This is a genomic window from Methylobacterium sp. (assembly GCF_028290105.1).
Classification (GTDB): Bacteria; Pseudomonadota; Alphaproteobacteria; order Rhizobiales; family Beijerinckiaceae; genus Methylobacterium.
In genome coordinates this window covers 1-17,177 of the sequence record NZ_JAQGKL010000270.1, presented here as the reverse complement: position 1 = coordinate 17,177, position 17,177 = coordinate 1, and the positions used below count along the sequence as shown (strand labels likewise).

The 17,177-nt window shown below is 70.7% G+C and carries 17 protein-coding genes; 5 read left to right on the top strand and 12 right to left on the bottom strand.

Annotation, left to right across the window (positions count from 1 at the left end):
* Positions 1-248 precede the first annotated feature (248 nt).
* Positions 249-608, top strand: a complete 360-nt coding sequence (locus JWQ05_RS18835; protein ID WP_299661806.1) for a hypothetical protein — start codon at positions 249-251, stop codon at positions 606-608.
* A gap of 105 nt (positions 609-713) precedes the next feature.
* Here JWQ05_RS18835 and JWQ05_RS18830 read toward each other — a convergent pair whose 3' ends face one another.
* The 3 genes from JWQ05_RS18830 to JWQ05_RS18820 form a co-directional block, all read right to left on the bottom strand.
* Positions 714-2,240, bottom strand: coding sequence for an undecaprenyl-phosphate glucose phosphotransferase (locus tag JWQ05_RS18830; protein WP_299661803.1), 1,527 nt, complete (start codon positions 2,238-2,240; stop codon positions 714-716).
* Positions 2,241-2,313: 73 nt separating this feature from the next.
* Positions 2,314-3,498 (bottom strand): glycosyltransferase family 4 protein, encoded by a 1,185-nt coding sequence (locus JWQ05_RS18825; protein ID WP_299661812.1) that lies wholly within the window; start codon positions 3,496-3,498, stop codon positions 2,314-2,316.
* Positions 3,499-3,779: 281 nt separating this feature from the next.
* Entirely contained in the window at positions 3,780-4,352 is a 573-nt protein-coding gene (locus JWQ05_RS18820; RefSeq protein ID WP_299661800.1) for a polysaccharide biosynthesis/export family protein, read from the bottom strand.
* Between the two features lie 187 nt (positions 4,353-4,539).
* Between JWQ05_RS18820 and JWQ05_RS18815 the strand changes: the two genes are divergently transcribed.
* Entirely contained in the window at positions 4,540-6,864 is a 2,325-nt protein-coding gene (locus JWQ05_RS18815; RefSeq protein ID WP_299661797.1) for a GumC family protein, read from the top strand.
* A 14-nt stretch (positions 6,865-6,878) separates the two neighbouring features.
* On the opposite strand, the gene JWQ05_RS18810 is transcribed toward JWQ05_RS18815, so the two are convergent.
* Positions 6,879-8,078 (bottom strand): GNAT family N-acetyltransferase, encoded by a 1,200-nt coding sequence (locus tag JWQ05_RS18810; protein ID WP_299661794.1) that lies wholly within the window; start codon positions 8,076-8,078, stop codon positions 6,879-6,881.
* Positions 8,079-8,256: 178 nt separating this feature from the next.
* Here JWQ05_RS18810 and JWQ05_RS18805 point away from each other — a divergent pair, with 178 nt between their 5' ends.
* The gene (locus JWQ05_RS18805; RefSeq protein WP_299661791.1) at positions 8,257-9,321 is read left to right on the top strand and encodes a polysaccharide deacetylase family protein; all 1,065 of its coding nucleotides are present in this window, start codon (positions 8,257-8,259) and stop codon (positions 9,319-9,321) included.
* A 6-nt stretch (positions 9,322-9,327) separates the two neighbouring features.
* Here JWQ05_RS18805 and JWQ05_RS18800 read toward each other — a convergent pair whose 3' ends face one another.
* The 6 genes from JWQ05_RS18800 to JWQ05_RS18775 form a co-directional block, all read right to left on the bottom strand.
* Positions 9,328-9,744, bottom strand: coding sequence for a hypothetical protein (locus JWQ05_RS18800; RefSeq protein ID WP_299661788.1), 417 nt, complete (start codon positions 9,742-9,744; stop codon positions 9,328-9,330).
* Between the two features lie 101 nt (positions 9,745-9,845).
* Entirely contained in the window at positions 9,846-10,103 is a 258-nt protein-coding gene (locus JWQ05_RS18795) for a DUF2842 domain-containing protein (protein WP_299661785.1), read from the bottom strand.
* 108 nt (positions 10,104-10,211) lie between these two features.
* On the bottom strand, positions 10,212-10,970 hold the full coding sequence (locus JWQ05_RS18790; RefSeq protein ID WP_299661783.1) for an ABC transporter ATP-binding protein: 759 nt from the start codon (positions 10,968-10,970) through the stop codon (positions 10,212-10,214).
* Between the two features lies 1 nt (position 10,971).
* Positions 10,972-11,724, bottom strand: coding sequence for an ABC transporter permease (locus JWQ05_RS18785; protein ID WP_299661780.1), 753 nt, complete (start codon positions 11,722-11,724; stop codon positions 10,972-10,974).
* A 165-nt stretch (positions 11,725-11,889) separates the two neighbouring features.
* On the bottom strand, positions 11,890-12,903 hold the full coding sequence (locus JWQ05_RS18780) for an NAD-dependent epimerase/dehydratase family protein (protein WP_299661777.1): 1,014 nt from the start codon (positions 12,901-12,903) through the stop codon (positions 11,890-11,892).
* 107 nt (positions 12,904-13,010) lie between these two features.
* A complete protein-coding gene (locus JWQ05_RS18775) occupies positions 13,011-14,654 on the bottom strand; it encodes an inorganic phosphate transporter (RefSeq protein ID WP_299661774.1) in 1,644 nt (547 codons plus the stop codon).
* 391 nt (positions 14,655-15,045) lie between these two features.
* Here JWQ05_RS18775 and JWQ05_RS18770 point away from each other — a divergent pair, with 391 nt between their 5' ends.
* A complete protein-coding gene (locus JWQ05_RS18770) occupies positions 15,046-15,339 on the top strand; it encodes a GcrA family cell cycle regulator (RefSeq protein ID WP_299661809.1) in 294 nt (97 codons plus the stop codon).
* 90 nt (positions 15,340-15,429) lie between these two features.
* On the opposite strand, the gene JWQ05_RS18765 is transcribed toward JWQ05_RS18770, so the two are convergent.
* Entirely contained in the window at positions 15,430-16,056 is a 627-nt protein-coding gene (locus tag JWQ05_RS18765; RefSeq protein WP_299661771.1) for a hypothetical protein, read from the bottom strand.
* Between the two features lie 305 nt (positions 16,057-16,361).
* On the opposite strand from JWQ05_RS18765, the gene JWQ05_RS18760 reads away from it, so the two are divergent.
* Complete coding sequence (locus tag JWQ05_RS18760; protein ID WP_299661768.1) at positions 16,362-16,922, top strand: superoxide dismutase family protein; 561 nt, start codon at positions 16,362-16,364, stop codon at positions 16,920-16,922.
* A 58-nt stretch (positions 16,923-16,980) separates the two neighbouring features.
* On the opposite strand, the gene JWQ05_RS18755 is transcribed toward JWQ05_RS18760, so the two are convergent.
* Positions 16,981-17,177, bottom strand: a 197-nt coding sequence (locus tag JWQ05_RS18755) for a hypothetical protein (protein WP_299661765.1), incomplete at its 5' end; no start/stop codon positions are given.

The window sequence follows — 17,177 nt, the reverse complement described above, 5'->3', positions numbered from 1 at the left end:
CGGGGGGGCAACGCGTCGCCCCTCCACCACGACGAACGGCGCGGATCGCGAGATCTGCGCCGTTCGTCGTTGCGGACTCATGCCGTCGCCGCGTCGGCGTGGCGGCGGCGCGCTGCAAAGCCGCAGTCCCCGATGACGGGGCGGGGGCGACCTGGCGGAACTCTCGTCGACAGCGGGCGCTTCCCTCGCGACCCTGCCGAAACCAGGCCACCCATGGGGGCGGCCGCCCCCTCCGGAGAGCTCGTCACATGCGGATCACCCTCTTACTGCCGGCCGCCCTCGTCATGATCGGCACCGCCGGCCCCGTCCTCGCCTCGTCCTGCTCGGAGCAGATCGCCACCATCGAGCGCCGCCTCGACAGCGCGGGCGCCGAGCAGGTGACGGGCAAGGAGCCGCCCGGCGGCCCGACATCTTCGAACTCGCCGAAGGCCCTCGCGAAGGCCCCCGACGTGAAGCCCACCGACCCGGCGACCACCGCGAGCGCGGGCGGCGTCGCGCAGGCCCGCGACCTGATCAAGAAGGCGCGGGCGCAGGACAAGGCCGGCGACATGAAGGGCTGCGAGGACACGATGACAGAGGCCAAGACCAAGGCCGGCGCGCTGCCATAGGGTACCGGCGCCCCTCGTTCCCTGAGGGCACCTCCATGGAATCGAAAGGGCCGCGTCTCGCCTGGACGCGGCCCTTCTCATGACGTTTTGCGCTTCGGGTGGCCGTCAGTACGCGTTCTTGGTGCGGAACAGGGCGATCGGCGTGGCGAGCATGATCCTGATGTCGAACAGGATCGACCAGTTCTCGATGTAGTGCAGGTCGTGCTCGACGCGCTTCTGGATCTTGTCGCTGGTATCGGTCTCGCCGCGCCAGCCGTTGACCTGGGCCCAGCCGGTGATTCCGGGCTTGACCTTGTGACGGGCGAAATAGCCGTCCACGACCTGGTCGTAGAGGGTGTTGGCGGCCTTGGCCTGGAGGGCATGGGGGCGGGGGCCGACCAGGGAGAGCTCGCCCTTGATGACGTTGAAGAGCTGCGGCAGTTCGTCGAGCGAGGTCTTGCGGATGAACCGGCCCACGGGGGTGACGCGCGGGTCGTCCCGCGTCACCAGCTTGGCGGCGCCGGCATCGCTCTGGTTCACGTACATCGAGCGGAACTTGAAGACCTCGATCAGCTCGTTGTTGAAGCCGTAGCGCTTCTGCCGGAATAGGACCGGGCCGGGGGAGGTGAGGCGCACGGCGAGCGCCACGCCGAGCATGACGGGGGCCAGCGCCAGCAGCATCGCCAGTCCGACGACGCGGTCGAAGATGTTCTTGGCGACGATGTCCCAGTCGGCCATCGGCTTGTCGAACACGTCGAGCACCGGCACGGCGCCGAGATAGGAATAGGCGCGGGGGCGCAGGCGCAGCTTGGAGGCCTGGGCCGAGACCCGGATGTCGATCGGCAGGACCCAGAGCTTGGCCAGCATCTGCAGGATGCGATCCTCGGCGGCGATGGGAATCGTGAAGATGACGAGGTCGAGGCGCGTGGCGCGGGCATAGCCGACGAGGTCGCTCACGGTGCCGAGCTTCGGGTAGCCGGCCACCACCGTGTCGGAGCGCATGTCGCCGCGATCGTCGAACACGCCCACGATGCGCACGCCCGAATCGGCCTGCGCGTCGAGGGCACGGATCAGGTCCTCCGCCACCGCACCGCCGCCGACGATCGCCGTGCGCCGGTCGAAATGGCCGCGCTGCATCTGCAGGCCGATGAAACGGACGACGGCGAGGCGCTCGGCGATCAGGGCGGCGAGGCCGCCCGCGAAGAAGCTCGCCAGCCAGACGCGGGAATAGTGGTCCGCGATCTTGGCAAAGACCATGACGGCGGCGACGACCAGGAAGGCCAGGGACCAGGCCCCGACGAGGCGCAGGGCCGAACCACCGAGCGCGCGCAGGGACGCCATGCGGTAGGCCCCGGCCGCCTGGAGCAGGAGGGGCGCCAGCGCCGCGATGCCGAGGGTGGCGGCGAGATAGCGGGGCGACAGCGGGACGATCCCGGCGAGTTGAGCCTGGTGGATGCCGATGCCGACCAGGGCGATCAGGACGAACTCGACGACGCGGACGCAGCCCGCAAGCACCACCGGCGACAGCAGCGTCGGCGCGGCCGGACGCGTCAGGGCCTCGGCGGGCGGCATTGCCTGGGCCGGGCTCGGCTCGGCCTGGGGGCCGGTTCGCCCGGCCGCATCGAGCAGGTCACGGACATCGAAGGCGCTCATGGCAGGCTTTCGGAGTTCAGGCGCGCGGGGTTCGGGGGCAGCGAGTTCGGGGGTATGGCGTCAGGGAGGCGAATCACGGGACGTGGGGCGCGACGGCCGGACGGCGGGCGGCGGCCTGGGCGCGCAGGGCGGCGGCGTAGCCCGAGAGCACGTCGGAGCCCATCCGGGTCATCGAGAACCGCGCTTTGACCGAGGCGGCGAGCCCCTCGAAGCGTCGGCGCCGCGCTTCGGGGTCCTCGTCGAGGACCTTCGCGATGGCGCCCGCCAGGGCTTTCCCGTCGCGGGACGGCACGAGCTGCGAGGCGGCGGGCCCGAAGATCTCGGGGATGCCGCCGACGTCGGTGGCGACCAGGGGCTGGCAGGCGGCGGCGGCTTCCAGCACCACGTAGGGGAGGGATTCGGCGAGCGAGGGCACCACCATGACCCGGCCCCGGGCCAGCACGGCCCGGATCGCCTGGGGGGGCTCGAAGGCCACGGCGTCGCCGAGCCCCATCTCCACCACGCGGGTGGCGAGGACGTCCGCGTCGGGTCCGGAGCCGACCATGAGCAGGCGCAGGGGACGTCCCTCGGCGCGCAGGCGCAGGAGCGCGTCGAGGAGGAAGGGTACCCCCTTCGCGTCGCGCAACTCGCCGATATAGAGCAGGTCGTAGGGGTCCGCGGCGGGGATCACGGGGGCGAATTCCGCCTCGCCGATCCCGTTATGGACGATGCGGGTGATGCGGCGCGGATCGCCCGCATAGGCGAGGTGACGGCCCGCGACGTACTCGCTCTCGAACAGGAACACGTCCGTGCGCAGCGCCAGCCCGCGCTCGATGCCCATGTAGAAGCGGTGGCGCAGGGTGCCCGGCTTGTAGTTGTAGCTGCCCCCATGGGGCGTGTAGGCGCGGATCGGCGCCGTCCCCTTCATCAGCGCCATCCTGGCATAGACGCCGCCCTTGGCGCCGTGGCCGTGGAGCACCGTGGCTCCGACCGCCTCGGCGCGGCGTGCGATCGCCCGCAGGGTCAGGATGTCGGAGGGATGCGGGTTGCGCCGCATCGGCAGGCGGCTGACGCCGAGGGCGAGGCAGGGCGCGAGGCAGGCCAGAGCCTCGGCGGCCCGCTCACCGCCGGTGGACGCGTCGCAGACGAGACCGACCTGATGCCCGGCCGCCGCCTGAAGCCGGGCGAGATCGACCACATGCCGGAAGAGCCCGCCGACCGGCGCGCGGAAGACGTGCAGGATGCGCTGCGAGGTTAGGCCGCCCGAGGCGGCGTTCATGACCGGAATGGAGACGCTGGGATCGGTGAGACCGGGGGCGGACGCGGGCACGACGGGCAACTCCAAGCGAGGCTGACGAGCGGGTGGGACGCTCGGCCGTTGCTTGACTCTGGCCCGGGAGAGGTGGGCGGACCGTTAAGGCCGGGACGCCCTCGGGCGCACGCGGCCGGTGCCGGAGCCCGAATGCCCGCGATAGTTGCGGATGCGGTTAGGCGTTTCCTAACCCCGCCCGAGGAAGCGCGTCGAGAAACCGCGATGCGGGGGCATCCCCATGCGGCACCCTAGAAGAAGCGCTCCTTGATCACGATCGTGTCGCCCGGACGCACCGGGTAGGTCATCGGCACGATGCCCGAGACGAGGCCGCCCTTGCCCTCCCGGGTGAGCACCGCGTAGTCGCGGGCGGCCCGGGGGCCGAACCCGGCGGCGATCGCCACCGCGGTCTCCACCGCCATGCCGTTGACATAGGGGTACTGGCCGGAGGTGGTGACCTCGCCCAGGATGTAGAAGGGCCGATAGGCATCGACCTCGACGGTGACGTGGGGCTCGCGCACGAACCCCGCCGAGAGCTTCGCCTCGATGGAGCGCGCAGCCTGGCTCGTCGGCTGGCCGCCCACCTTCACGAGGCCGATGAGCGGCATGGCGATGTTGCCCGCCCCGTCCACCGCATAGATGTTCGAGAGGTTGTCCTGGCCGAAGACGATGACCCGCAGTCGGTCGCCCGCCGAGAGCGTGTAGCGCGCGCCGATCGAGCCGGTGCCGGTGGCGTCGAGCTGATCGGTCCGGAAATCCGGGCGCAAGCAGCCGCCGAGCGCCAGGCTCGACGAGAGAGCTAAGAGGAGTGATCGCCGGTTCATCACCACTACCGCCGTGAGAAAATCATGCGGCTAGCCCTAGGGCCATATGGTTAACGAACACTGACGTCCCGAGACGGACGTTTGTTTGCACTCGGCGATTAACGTCCGGTCAATCTTAACGCGTTCTACTCGTGCGTGAACCGACTGTTTCGCGGTCGACATCCTTGCCTTTCGTAAAGATCGAGCCATGTCCCGCTCCTCGCCGTTCCAGCCCATCCCAGCACCGACGCCCGCCGAGGGCGAAGGTCTCGGGCTCTCGCAACTCGCCGGTCTGCTGCGCCGCTCCTGGCGCTGGATCGTGGTGCCGACCGCGCTCGTCACCATCGGCGCCGTCGCCTTCGTGCAGGTCGTGTCGCCGCGCTACACCGGCGAGGCGAAGATCCTGCTCGAGAGCCGCGACACCGCGTTCACGCGCAGTGCCCAGGAGCGCAGCGAGCAGGCCCAGCCCATCGACGAGCAGGCGGTGGCGAGCCAGGTGCAGGTGGTGATGTCGCGCGACCTCGCGCGGGAGGCGATCCGCAGGCTGTCGCTGGCCGGCAACGCCGAATTCGATCCCAACGTCGCCGGAATCGGCCCGCTGCAGCGCGCCCTGATGATGATCGGGCTGGCCAAGAATCCGATGGAGCGCCCACCCGAGGAGCGCATCCTGGAGACCTACTTCGACCGCCTCACGGTGTTCCCGGCGGGCAAGTCGCGCATCCTCACGGTGGAATTCCGCTCCCAGGACCCGCACCTCGCGGCGCAGGCGGCCAACACCATCGCGGAACTCTACATCGCCTCGCTGGACGCGGCCAAGACCGACACCGCCCGCTACGCCTCGACTTGGCTCGGCGGCAACATCGAGGCCCTGCGCACCCGCGTCGCCGAGGCCGAGGCCAAGGTCGAGACCTACCGGGCCAAGAACGGCCTGATCGCCACGGGGGGCGCCGCCGGCCAGCCGCTGGGGGCCCAGCAGCTCGGCGAATTGTCGACCCAGCTTTCCCAGGCCCGCACCGCCAAGGCCGACCTCGCCGGCCGGGCCAAGCTGATCAAGGAGATGATCAAGGACGGCCGCGCGTTCGAGATCCCGGACGTGGCCAACAACGAGATCATCCGCCGCACCGTCGAGCAGCGCATCACCCTGCGCAACCAGCTGGCGCTGGAATCCCGGACGCTGCTCGCCGGCCATCCGCGCATCAAGGAGCTGACGGCGCAGATCTCGGACCTCGACGCCCAGATCAAGGCGACCGCCGAACGGGTGGTCCGGACCCTGGAGAACGACGCCCGCATCGCCGAAGCCCGGGTCGAGAGCCTGGGTGCCGCCGTCGACGCCCAGCGCGACGTGGTCTCGAAGGGCAATTCCAGCGAGGTCCAGCTGAGGGCCCTGGAGCGCGAGGCCAAGGCCCAGCGCGAGCAGCTCGAATCCTACCTCTCGCGCTACCGCGAGGCCTCCGCCCGCGACGCCGAGAGCGCGACCCCGGCCGATGCCCGCGTGGTCTCGCGCGCCGTCACGCCCGAAACCCCCTCCTTTCCGAAGAAGCTGCCGATCGTCTTCCTCGCCGCCGTGCTGGGGTTGCTGTTCTCCATGGGCGGAATCATCGCCCACCACCTCCTGAGAGACCCCGACGGCTCGGGCCGGCGGCGGCGCAGCGAATCCGATGCGGACGCGGCCTTCGAGCGTCCACAAGCCTTCAGCCAGCCCTTCGCCTTTCCCGAAGCCTCCCTCGCGATGGCGCGCCAGGGCGAGGGCACGGCCGCACCGCTCGCGACGAGCCCGGCCGCGCCGTTGCCGGAGGCCGAGACCGGAACCCGGAACCTCAAGGACACCGGCGCCGGAACTGCGCCCCTCCAGGCGACCCGCGGCCCGGCCCGCGGCCGAGACGACGCGGATACCTACGACCTCGATCAGCTCATCGCCCGCCTTCGCGCCGGATCGGGTCCGGGCAACACGGACATGGGACGCCGGGTCCTCGTCGTCGAGACGAGCCCGGCACGCCGGGAGACGGCCGGCCTCGCGGCCAGCCTCGGCGGCACCCTGGCGGCGCATGCCAACGCGGTGGTGCTGGATCTCAACGGTCCTGCCTGCGGCGAAGAGGAGGTGGGCCTCACGGATCTCGTGGCCGGCGAGGCCGCCTTCCTCGAGGTGATCCAGTCGGTCCCGGGTTCGCGCCTCCACGCGATCTCGCGCGGCTTCCTCGACGTCGAGATCCTGACGGAGGAGCCGCAGGCCCTGGGCATCACCCTCGATGCGCTGGGCGAAGCCTATGACTGGGTGGTGTGCCGCCTCGGCGCTCCGCAGACCCGGGCCGCCCGCGCGATCCTGGCAGCGGCGGGTGCGCACATGGACACGGTGGTGATCGCCTCGGATCGCGATCCGGAGGATGCCGCCCTCGTCGATCTCTACGAGCGCGCCGAAGCCTCCGGTGCCGGCCAGGTCCTGGTGGCCCAGGACCTGGCGGTCAGCCAGAAGGCGCCCCGGCAGCCGGCCTACGAGACCGACGAGGCGATGCCGCTGCGTCTCTCGGCGGCCTGAGCGCGGGGCCCGCGCTACTCGGCGGCCGCACGCCCCCGACGGCGCAGGCGCATCACCAAGCCCATCAGGCGCGGGTCGCGCTTGATCCGGCGTTTCAGCCGGGCCGTGCAGACCGCCTTGAGGGCGAAGAGGTGGCCGCGCAGCGTCACCGGGATCGTGACGTCCCCGAGCGCGATGGTCTCGTCGCAGATGTTGGCCTTGTAGCGGGCCTCGCCGACGCCGAGGTCGAAGGCGCGGCGCCCCCGCGCGGTCTGGTCGCCGATCAGGTGATGCAGCAGGATGTCGCCGGGGCTCGACCGGCTGACCACGGGGTCGGCATCGAAGGACGTCACCATGCCGCTGTAGCGCAGGGCATCGACCGCCCCGGCGAAGACCGCGAAGACCCGGCCGGTCTGCGTGGCGACGAGGGCCGTCACCTCGATTGCGGGCGTCCCGCTTTCGACCGAAGCGCCGCGCGCGAGGAAGTCGCGCATGGCCGCGTCGGCATACGGGTTGGCGATGCCCATGGCGGCAAAGCGGCTCGCCTTCTGCACAAAGAAGGCGGCGAGATACCGTTCGACCTCCTCCGGCGTCGTGGCGCGCCGGCACGCGACCGGGCCGAAGGCTTCGACGAGCTTCTTCTCCTTCGAGCGCAGCTTCTTGCGCGCGTCGCCGCTGAACACCCGCTTGACGGTCGATTCGGGGTCGGGGCCCAGGATCAGCCCGTAAGCGTCGCTCGGCGCGGGCTCGGCCCGAAGCGACATCGGATTGGCGGCCCCGTCCCAGAAGCGCGGCTGGTGCGAGAGGGCGAAGACATCGATGCCGGCACCGCATCCGAGCAGGCGCAGCTGGTCGGCGAGGTCCTCCGGACGCATCGCGGCGGCCTCGCGCGAGGCGAAGAGAGGCATGTGATAATTGGCGTGCTTGGCCCCGATCACGCGGGCCACCTGCATCCCTCCCTCGCGGGCGACCGCGAGGGGGATCAGCACGCGCGGTCGCCCGGCCGAGTCCCGCAGGACGGCGATACGCAGGGCGGCTTGCGGCTCGACCCGCGCATAGGCGGCCACCCAATCGAAGCGCTGATAGGGTGTCGCCAGCACCGCCGGATCGGCCTCCATCGCGCGCCAGAGCGCCTCGACGGAGGCGAGGTCGCTGAAGATCTCGCCGCCAAGGCCGCCCTGCACCCGCTCGCGCATCGCTCCGGCTCCGATCCGTTCCCGAGCAAGAACCGCCATGCCATCGTCCCTCAACGCCGGTGGAGCGCACTCCGCCGCTTTGCCCCTCATCTCATGCAGGTTCAGCCCTTAACCGGCGTGTGACATGCGCCGACGCGGCCCCGCCTCTTGCGCGCGTGGGTAACGAAACCTTGCCGGTTGGCGTGCTTGCCTGCGGATCCGCCCGAAGGGATTCACCATGCCGGCTCCCAAGATCCCGGCCCTGAGCCGCCGCCACCGCCTGTTCGCGGCGGGTTTTCGCGCCATCGCGGCAAGCCGCGCCGACCTCTGGCTCGGTGCGATCGCGCGCGGGCGCGGGCTCATCCTCACCTTTCACCATGTCCGGCCGGCCACGCGGCAGGCCTATGCGCCCAACGGCCTGCTGGCGATCACCCCGGACTTCCTCGACCGGACCCTCGCCCTGGTGCGGGCGCGCGGCTTCGAGATCATCGGGCTCGATGCCGTCCCGGAGCGCCTCGCGACGGGAGGGCGCCCCTTCGTGGTCCTGACCTTCGACGACGGCTACCGCGACAATGCCGAGCACGCCGCCCCCATCCTGCGGCGGCACGAAGCGCCCTGGACCCTGTTCGTCACCAGCGACTTCGCGAGCGGACGGGGGCGCCTGTGGTGGCTCGAACTGGAGGAGGCGATCCGCCGCCTCGACCGGGTTCGGATCGCGGACGGAGCCATCGACTTGGCCGCGCGGGACGCGACGGAGAAATCGCTCGCTTTCGAGACGGTCTACCGCCGCCTGCGGGCCGGGCCGGAGGCAGGGCTCCTCGCCACCATCGCCGATCTCTGCGCCGAGGCCGGATTCGTGGCCGGCACGCTGGCGCAGGATCTCTGCCTGACCTGGCCGGGGTTGCGGGCGCTGGGCCGCGACCCGGGCGTGACCTTCGGGGCGCATACGGTCAGCCACCCGATGCTGGCCAAGCACGACGAGGCCACGGCACGGCGCGAGATCGCGCAGGGCCGGGCCCGGATCGAAGCCGAGCTGGATCGGCGGGTGGCTCACCTGTCCTATCCGGTGGGCGATCCGACCTCGGCGGGCATGCGGGATTTCGGCATCGCCCGCGAACTCGGCTTCGCGACCGCGGTGACCACCCGGCCGGGCCATCTCTTCGCCGGCCATGCCGGCCACCTGCACGCCTTGCCGCGCGTATCGGTGAACGGGCACCATCAGACGGACGCCGCGCTCTCGGCGCTGCTCTCGGGCGTACCGTTCCTGGCCTGGAACCGGGGACGCCGGATCAACGTGGATTGAAGCGCCTCAGCGCCGGCGGCGATGGCGCCGATAGGAGCGGCTCTCCCCCCCCGCGACGGCGAAGCTGGCGCTCTGGCGCCCATGCCGCGCATGGCGGCCCCGGCGCCCGCGCCGCCCGACCGAGGTGATCGCCGCCTCCGTCGCCAGGGCGCCCGCCGCGATGGATTGTGGAATCGCCGCCAGGGCCGTGGCGACGGAGGCCGAGGCGGAGGCCGATCCGCTCGCGAAACCGCCGGCCACGTTCTTGGCGGCCGGCCCGAACATGGCGAGGCACTGGTTATAGGCAAGGTCGTTCTTCAGGCGCTCGCAATCGGAGACGGAGCGCGGGGTGGACTGCGCCAAAGCGGAGCCGCCGGGCAGGGCCTGGGGCACCGACAGGATCGCGAGGCCGAGCAGAAGCGAAAGGGTGCGCAGGCGGAGCATTGAGCTTTACGACGGCCTTTTAACGAATGAGACGTCGTGCTTCTGGGCCGCGAGTGCGGCGAAAAACCGACACCGGGCGGCGATATCCATCCCTTCCCGGCTCAGCGCGGCGGCGCGGGGCCCTGGTGAAGATCGTCCTTGTCGAATCCGTCCTGGGGGTCGTTCCGGCCCATCCAGCTGATCAGCGGCATCAGCGGGAAGATCCAGGCGATGCCGAGCAGCGCGTAGAGGATCGCCTGGACGGCCGGGGGCGTCTGCGAGATGCGGCTGTCGGCCAGGGCCATGGCCAGCGGCGCGTAGACGATGATGAAGGCCAGCATCACGATCGTGCCGATCAGCGAGCGGGTGCGGCGGCGCATCGGCCTGGTCCTCGAAACGCGGGATATCCTGCCTGGCGGGGTAGAGCGCGGGGCGGCCGATGGCAACGCATGCGCCTGCGACCCTTTCTTCCGGAGGTTCCGGCCGGATCACAGCTCCGCCGAGCGGTTGGACAGTTCCGCCCGCAATTGCCGGGCGGCTTCCTGCAGGGCCGCGTCGCGCCGCAGCCGGGGCCGGGGCACGGCGACCCGCATCTCCGCCGCGAGCCGGCCGGGGCTCCCCGCCAGCACCACCACCCGGTCGGCGAGCGTCACGGCCTCGTCGATGTCGTGGGTGACGAACAGGATGGTCTTGCCGGTGGCCGCCTGGATGCGCTGCAACTCGTCCTGCAGGCCCTCGCGGGTGAAGCTGTCGAGCGCCGAGAACGGCTCGTCCATGAGGAGCACGTCGGGGTCGACGGCGAGCGCGCGGGCGATGGCGACGCGCTGGCGCTGGCCGCCGGAGAGCTGATGCGGCCAGCGCTGGCCGAGGTCGCCGAGGCCCACGAGGTCGAGCATCCCCTGCGCCTTGGCGAGGCGTTCCGCCTTCGAGAGGCCGCTGCCCTCCAGCCCGAAGGCCACGTTGGCGATGACCCGGCGCCAGGGCAGCAGCCGCGCATCCTGGAAGACCAGGGCCATCGGCGTGCGGCAACCCGGCCGCGCGTCGATCCGCACGCGGCCCGAACTGGGCTTGGCCAGCCCGATCAGCACGCGCAGGACCGTCGACTTGCCGACCCCGGATTCGCCGACGATGACGAGGAACTCGCCGCGCGCGATGTCGAGGTCGAGATCCGCCAGGATGACGTTGCGGGTGCCGGCGCGCTCGTAGGCGAGGCTGAGACCCGCGATGGAAATGATCGGCTCGGACATCTCAGGCGCGCCACCGTAGGAGCCACCCCTGCAGGGCGACGAAGGCCGTGTCGAACAGGCCGTAGAGGGCGGCCATGGTGAGCATGTAGACGACGACGATATCGGTGGAGAGCAGGCTCGAGGCCTGCATCATCCGGGCGCCGACGCCGGGCACGCCGAAGATCTCGGCGGCCACCACCGCCATCCAGGCCTGGCCCAGCGCCGTGCGCAGGCCGACGAGGATGCCGGGGGTCGCGGCCGGCAGCAGGATCTTTGTGAGCCGCGCCCAGGGCGATCCGAAGCCGAAGGCCTGTGCGACCTCGACGAGGTCGCGGTCGACCCCGCGCACCGCCCCCTGGGTCGCGAAGAACACGATCCAGAACACGCCGATGGCGATGATGAAGACAGCAGCCTCGGGCTGGACGCCGAACCAGATGATCGCGAAGGGTACCCAGGCGAGACCCGGGATCGGCCGCAAGAGGCGCACGATCCAGGCGGTGAGCGCCTCGAACCAGCGGAACATGCCGCTGAGCAGGCCGAGCGCGATGCCGGCGGCCGTCCCCACCGCGAGCCCGGCCACGTAGTGGCTCAGGCTCGACACCACCGCCTCGCCCCAGACCCCGAGGCGGACCTCGTTGAGGAAGGCCGCCGGAATCGTGCTCGGCGGCGGCAGGAAGGCCGGGTTGATGAGGCCGAGGCGCGGCATCGCCTCCCAGAACAGCAGAAAGGCGAGGAGCCCGGCGGCCGCGAGCGCGGTGGATCGCAGGGCCATCATGGCCGGGCGCCCGGGGCAGGGCGGGTCGTGCCAGACGGGGGCGCGCGCCGCAGCGGATCGGTTCGAAAGGTCATCGGGAGGGATTGCTTCAAGGGAGGGATGGTCTGGCGCGCGCGGAACGGGTGCCTGGCGAGATCCGGCCGCATCGGACAAAATCTTGCGGAATCACACCCCGTAATAGTCCCGGTACCACGCCACGAAGGCGGGGATGCCGATGCTGAGCGGCGTTTCGGGAACGCTCCCGACCAGGGCCCGCAGCAACGCGGTGCTGGCATCGGTGCGGGGCACGTCGCCGGGGGGCAGGGGCTTGAGGACGCGCTCGGCGCGGCGCCCGAGCGCCCGCTCCAGTTCGTCGATCATCGCGTCGACCCGCACGGGGCGTCCGCCGCCGATATTGACCAGACGGAACGGGGCCACGGGGCTCAGGGTGTCCTCGAGGCCGACCGGGCCTTCCGCAGCGCCGGGGCGGGGCGGAGGCCGGTCCATCAGGCGCCGGATCGCCGAGACGAGATCGTCGATATAGGTGAAGTCGCGCTCGGCCGCGCCGCCCGCGAAGACCTCGATGGGTTCGCCGCCCAGGATCTTTCGCGTGAACAGGAACAGCGCCATGTCGGGCCGGCCCCAGGGGCCGTAGACCGTGAAGAACCGGAAGGCCGTGGTCGGAACTCCGAACAGGTGGCTGTAGGCATGCGCCATCGCCTCGCCGGCGAGCTTGGAGGCGGCGTAGAGGGTGAGCGGCGTCACCGCCGGGTCGGTCTCCCGGAACGGCATCACGGTGTTGCCGCCATAGGCGGAACTCGTCGAGGCGAACAGGAGATGGCGCACGGGATGCGCCCGCACCGCCTCGATCAGGTTGGCCATGCCCACCAGATTGGCGTCCACGTAGGCGCCCGGATTCTCCAGGCTGTGGCGCACGCCGGCCTGTGCCGCCAGATGCACGACGATTTCGGGCCGCGCCCGGGCCACGGCTTCCAGCAAGGCACCCGGCGCTTCCAGCCGCGCCTCGACGGCGGTGAAGTGCGGGCTCCGCGCGAGGTCCGCATGGCGCGCCCGCTTCAGCCCGACATCGTAATAGTCGCTGAACCCGTCGAAGCCGGTCACCGCGTGGCCCTCGTCGAGGAGGCGCCGCGCCAGGTGATAGCCGATGAAGCCGGCGGTGCCGGTCACGAAGACGCGCATGGGGTTCCTCGCGGCGCGTCCGAACCGGGCGCGCCTCGTCCCCGACCTACACCCGGGCCTGCGCGACCTCAAGAAACGGCGGGTCCGCCCTCAAACGAGGATCGCTTTCAGAAGACGTGGCGCAGGATGAAGAACAAGCCGCCCGCCAGGGTGATGGCGGCCGGCAGGGTCAGCACCCAGGCGAGCGCCATGTTGCGCACCGTGGCCACCTGCAGCCCCGAGCCGTTGGCCGCCATGGTGCCGGCGACGCCGCTGGACAGGATGTGCGTGGTCGAGACCGGCAGGCCGTAGAGTTCGGCGAGCCCGATGGTGCCGGCGGCCACCATCTCGGCGGACGCGCCCTGGGCGTAGGTGAGGTGGGTCTTGCCGATCCGCTCGCCCACGGTGACGACGATGCGCTTCCAGCCGACCATGGTGCCGAGGCCGAGCGCCAGGGCGACCGAGACCTTCACCCAGGTCGGGATGTAGCGGGTGCCGTCGTTGAGGAGCCCCGCATAGGCCTTCAGGGTCTTGCCCTCCTCCGCCGAGAAGCCGGCACCGGCGCCCGGCAGCAGCCGGACCGCGTCGGCGGCCAGATACATGTCGTTGCGCAGGTTCGGGGTCGCGGCGGCCGGCACCTGCCGGATCGCCCCATGGCGCTGGACCGAGGCCGCGATATCGTCGGACAGGGCGGCGAGTGCGGCATAGATCGCGGGCTGGTTCAGGTCCTTGCTGCGCAGGGCCTCGGTGACCCCGGTGCGGGCAGCCGCCGCATCGGGGAGCGGCGCCCCGGCGGCGTGCCCCGAGAACACCGCGCTGGCCCCGCGCGATTGCTGGACGAAGGCGGGCGTCGTGTCGTCCGACATGGTCCGGTTCAGCGCGTAGGCGGTCGGCGCCGCCCCGATCAGGATGAGCATGATCAGGCCCATGCCCTTCTGCCCGTCATTGCCGCCGTGGAAGAACGACACCAGGGTGCAGGTCAGGATGAGGAGGGCACGGATCCAGGGCGGGGGCGGGGCCTCGCCCTTCGGTGCCTCGTAGAGGTCCCGGCGCATCACCACCGCCTTCATGGCGAGCAGCAGCAGCGCCGCCAGGACGAAGCCGAGGACGGGCGAGAACAGCAGTCCCTCCAGCACCTTCAGGGCCTGTCCCCACTCGACGCCGGAGGTGCCCTGACCCTCGGGAGCCATGAGCTGGTTGGCGAGGCCGACGCCGATCACCGAGCCGATGAGCGCGTGCGAGGAGGAGTTCGGCAGGCCGAGCGCCCAGGTGCCGAGATTCCACAGGATCGCGGCGATAAGCAGCGAGAAGATCATCGCGTAGCCCGCCGCCGAGCCGACCTGAAGGATCAGCTCCACCGGCAGCAGCGTGACGATGGCGTAGGCCACCGCCCCCGAGGACAGCATGACGCCGAGGAAGTTGAAGGCGCCGGACCAGATCACCGCCACGACCGGGGGCAGGGCGTGGGTGTAGATCACGGTCGCCACCGCGTTGGCGGTGTCGTGGAAGCCGTTCACGAATTCGAAGGCCAGCGCGATGAAGAGGGCGAGCGCGAGAAGCGCGAAGGCTCCGATCGCCAGGGGCGTCTCGCCCACCGCGTTCATGTCGCGGATCAGACCGTACCCCGCATAGGCGAGGCCACCGAGAAGGACGAACGCGAAGGCGATGAGACCGGAAACGTGGATGCCGCCATCGAGATTCGGGCCGGTGCGCCGCTCCGGTCCGGCACTGGAGGACGCGGAGCGTCGCTCCGCCGCGATCGCATCGGACATGGGCCGGTCCCTCGAAGGAAGCGCCTGTGTCGGACGATCCGAACGGCTTCCCCATCTCGGCCTTAGGACGGGCCTGTCACAGACGGATGACAGCGGCGGAAAAACGCGATGGTGAGAAGGATGAAAGCCACCGCCTCCTTCGTGACGGTCAGTACGGCGCCAGCGCAGTGCTCGGCGACTCGGACGAATCCTGTGCGTTGCAACACACCCATGCGCAAGCACTTGTTTGCCGGACGCCAAACCCTAGATATAACAGCATCATGACGTTTCCGCGTCCGGTCCGGCCGCGCTTTCGATCCTCACAAGGGTCGACGATTGTCTCCGCGAATGTCCACGGCACCGTGCCGGGTTTCCGTGAGGGGACGGCCTGCCGGAACGCGACGCGCTTCTCATTTCGAAACACGCTGCGGGGCCTCGCCCGCGAAACCCAAGTCCGCGAGTCATCCGACCCATGAACCAACTTGTCCGCATGTCTCAGGTCGGCGAGGCCGATGCCATCGCCGAGCCCTCCGCTTCCTTGCGGGTTCCCTTCGCGCAGTCCGGCGCCTTCGTGTGCAAGTTCATCATCGGTGAGCCGAACGACCGCGCCGTCTGTTGCGGGGCGCCCGCGCCCGACGGCAAGAGCTGGTGCGCCTTCCACCGCCGCATCGTCTTCGAGCCGGCCCGGCCCGGTCGCCTGCGCTAAGGCGCATCGCTCCCGAGCCAAGCCTTTCGATGCCCTGAACGAACCCCGCCGGATTACCCGGCGGGGTTTTCGTTTGTGCACCGAGCGACGCTAATCGTCCGCATCCTCGTCGTAGGACCGGTAGGCTCGCAGGCGGCGGCCGTCGGGGAATTCGAGGCTGCGGGAGCGGACCACGAGGTATCCGGCCTCGCGGGCCTGACGGATGCGGGCGGCGCGCTCGTCCTCGTATACCGGGGACCGGGCCGGCGCCGCCTCGACGGTGTAGCCGTAGGAAACCATCGGCGCCGGCCGGGCATAGGCAGGGGGCCGCAGGGTCACGACCCGGAAGGCGGGGTCGTGACCGGCCACAGGCAGGCGCGGTGAAACGCTCACGAAGTGCCGCCGCGTGGCGACGGGGCGGGTTGCGACCCTGACGCGCGGGGCCGGACGCACATTGACGGCCTTCGCAGTACGAACCGTCGCGCGGCCGGGCCCATGCGCGGGAGCCGCACGGGCGGACTCCCGCGGTGTCGAAGCAATCGCCGGTCTTGCCGGGACTTCACGCGGCGCCGGGGTCTCGGCGCGCGGGCCGGCCTTCGCCTCGGCGGCCTCGCGGGCGGGCGGATCGGTCCAGGCCCGACCGGACTGGCTGGTCGAGCCGGGCTCGGCCAGGGCGAGCACGGGCAGAAGCCCCAGCGCGAAGGCGGCGATCCCGAAGCGGCGAGGGGCGAACGTCATGGGGACCTCCCGACCAGCGATGCGCTGCGCGACACCGAACCCCGAGCCCTCGCGCGTCATGGACGCCCGCGAATCATGCCCGGCCCCGGCCTCATATCGATGAACCTTAAGGAATCCCTGCGGGTCCGTCCACGGACCGGGATTTAACCAAGCCGCAGGCGCGCATTCCCCGAAGCCCGTAGCTGGCGTCCCGGCGCCGCGCATGGGAAAGGTCGAGCGCGCTCACGGCATTGTCGTGGATCGCTCCGGGACCATCTTCGTTGACGCTCCACATGCGACCCCGGCGTGGAGAGGAGAGCCATTCCATGAGACGACTTCTGTCGGCCCTCGCCCTTGGCGCGAGCACGATGCTCGCCGCCCAAACCGCCATCGCGCAGACCGCCGCGCCCGAGGCGCCTGCGGCCCCCGCTGCTGCCCCGCAGAGCTTCGAGAGCCCGATCCAGAACGGGAAGGGCGAGCCCATCGGCAAGATCGTGATCCGCGACGGCGCGAGTTCCCTGGTCATGCGCGTGACGATCCAGCCCGGCGGCCTGCCTCCCGGCTGGCACGGCATCCACTTCCACGCCGTCGGCGATTGCTCGGACACCGAGAAGTTCGAGAAGTCGAAGGCGCACGTGAACCACGACCAGAGCAAGCACGGCCTGCTCAATGCGGAGGGTCCCGACGAGGGCGACCTGCCCAACGTCTTCGCCAATGCCGACGGCTCGGTGAACGCGGAAGTGTCGAGCGAGACGCCGCTGACCGGGGAAGGTGCCCTCAAGGACGGCGACGGTTCGGCCCTGATCATCCACGCCAACGAGGACGATCACAGCACCCAGCCGATCGGTGGAGCCGGAGCCCGCATCGCCTGCGCGGTGATCAAGTAACGCTCAGCAAAGCCGGAATCCCGCGGTGCATCGGGCACCGCGGGATCGTCTGGGACGTCTACTTTTGGGCGACGCTCATGAGCTTGGCGCCGCGCGCCTTCCGTTCGGGCAGCGCGGCCTTGACGGTTGAGACGATGCCGGCGGCATCGAGGCCGGCCTCGGCGTACATGGCGTCGGGCGTGTTGTGGTCCTGGTAGGTGTCGGGCAGCGTCAGCGTGCGCACCCGGACCCGGCCCGCATCGAGGGCGCCCTTGT

Coding starts and splice junctions, on each gene's coding strand:
- JWQ05_RS18785 (WP_299661780.1), bottom strand. CDS start 11,724: ATGATGGCCCTGCGATCCACCGCGCTCGCGGCCGCCGGGCTCCTCGCC.
- JWQ05_RS18775 (WP_299661774.1), bottom strand. CDS start 14,654: ATGTCCGATGCGATCGCGGCGGAGCGACGCTCCGCGTCCTCCAGTGCC.
- JWQ05_RS18820 (WP_299661800.1), bottom strand. CDS start 4,352: ATGAACCGGCGATCACTCCTCTTAGCTCTCTCGTCGAGCCTGGCGCTC.
- JWQ05_RS18765 (WP_299661771.1), bottom strand. CDS start 16,056: ATGACGTTCGCCCCTCGCCGCTTCGGGATCGCCGCCTTCGCGCTGGGG.
- JWQ05_RS18795 (WP_299661785.1), bottom strand. CDS start 10,103: ATGCGCCGCCGCACCCGCTCGCTGATCGGCACGATCGTGATGCTGGCC.
- JWQ05_RS18835 (WP_299661806.1), top strand. CDS start 249: ATGCGGATCACCCTCTTACTGCCGGCCGCCCTCGTCATGATCGGCACC.
- JWQ05_RS18830 (WP_299661803.1), bottom strand. CDS start 2,240: ATGAGCGCCTTCGATGTCCGTGACCTGCTCGATGCGGCCGGGCGAACC.
- JWQ05_RS18800 (WP_299661788.1), bottom strand. CDS start 9,744: ATGCTCCGCCTGCGCACCCTTTCGCTTCTGCTCGGCCTCGCGATCCTG.
- JWQ05_RS18825 (WP_299661812.1), bottom strand. CDS start 3,498: ATGAACGCCGCCTCGGGCGGCCTAACCTCGCAGCGCATCCTGCACGTC.
- JWQ05_RS18760 (WP_299661768.1), top strand. CDS start 16,362: ATGAGACGACTTCTGTCGGCCCTCGCCCTTGGCGCGAGCACGATGCTC.
- JWQ05_RS18780 (WP_299661777.1), bottom strand. CDS start 12,903: ATGCGCGTCTTCGTGACCGGCACCGCCGGCTTCATCGGCTATCACCTG.
- JWQ05_RS18810 (WP_299661794.1), bottom strand. CDS start 8,078: ATGGCGGTTCTTGCTCGGGAACGGATCGGAGCCGGAGCGATGCGCGAG.
- JWQ05_RS18805 (WP_299661791.1), top strand. CDS start 8,257: ATGCCGGCTCCCAAGATCCCGGCCCTGAGCCGCCGCCACCGCCTGTTC.
- JWQ05_RS18790 (WP_299661783.1), bottom strand. CDS start 10,970: ATGTCCGAGCCGATCATTTCCATCGCGGGTCTCAGCCTCGCCTACGAG.
- JWQ05_RS18815 (WP_299661797.1), top strand. CDS start 4,540: ATGTCCCGCTCCTCGCCGTTCCAGCCCATCCCAGCACCGACGCCCGCC.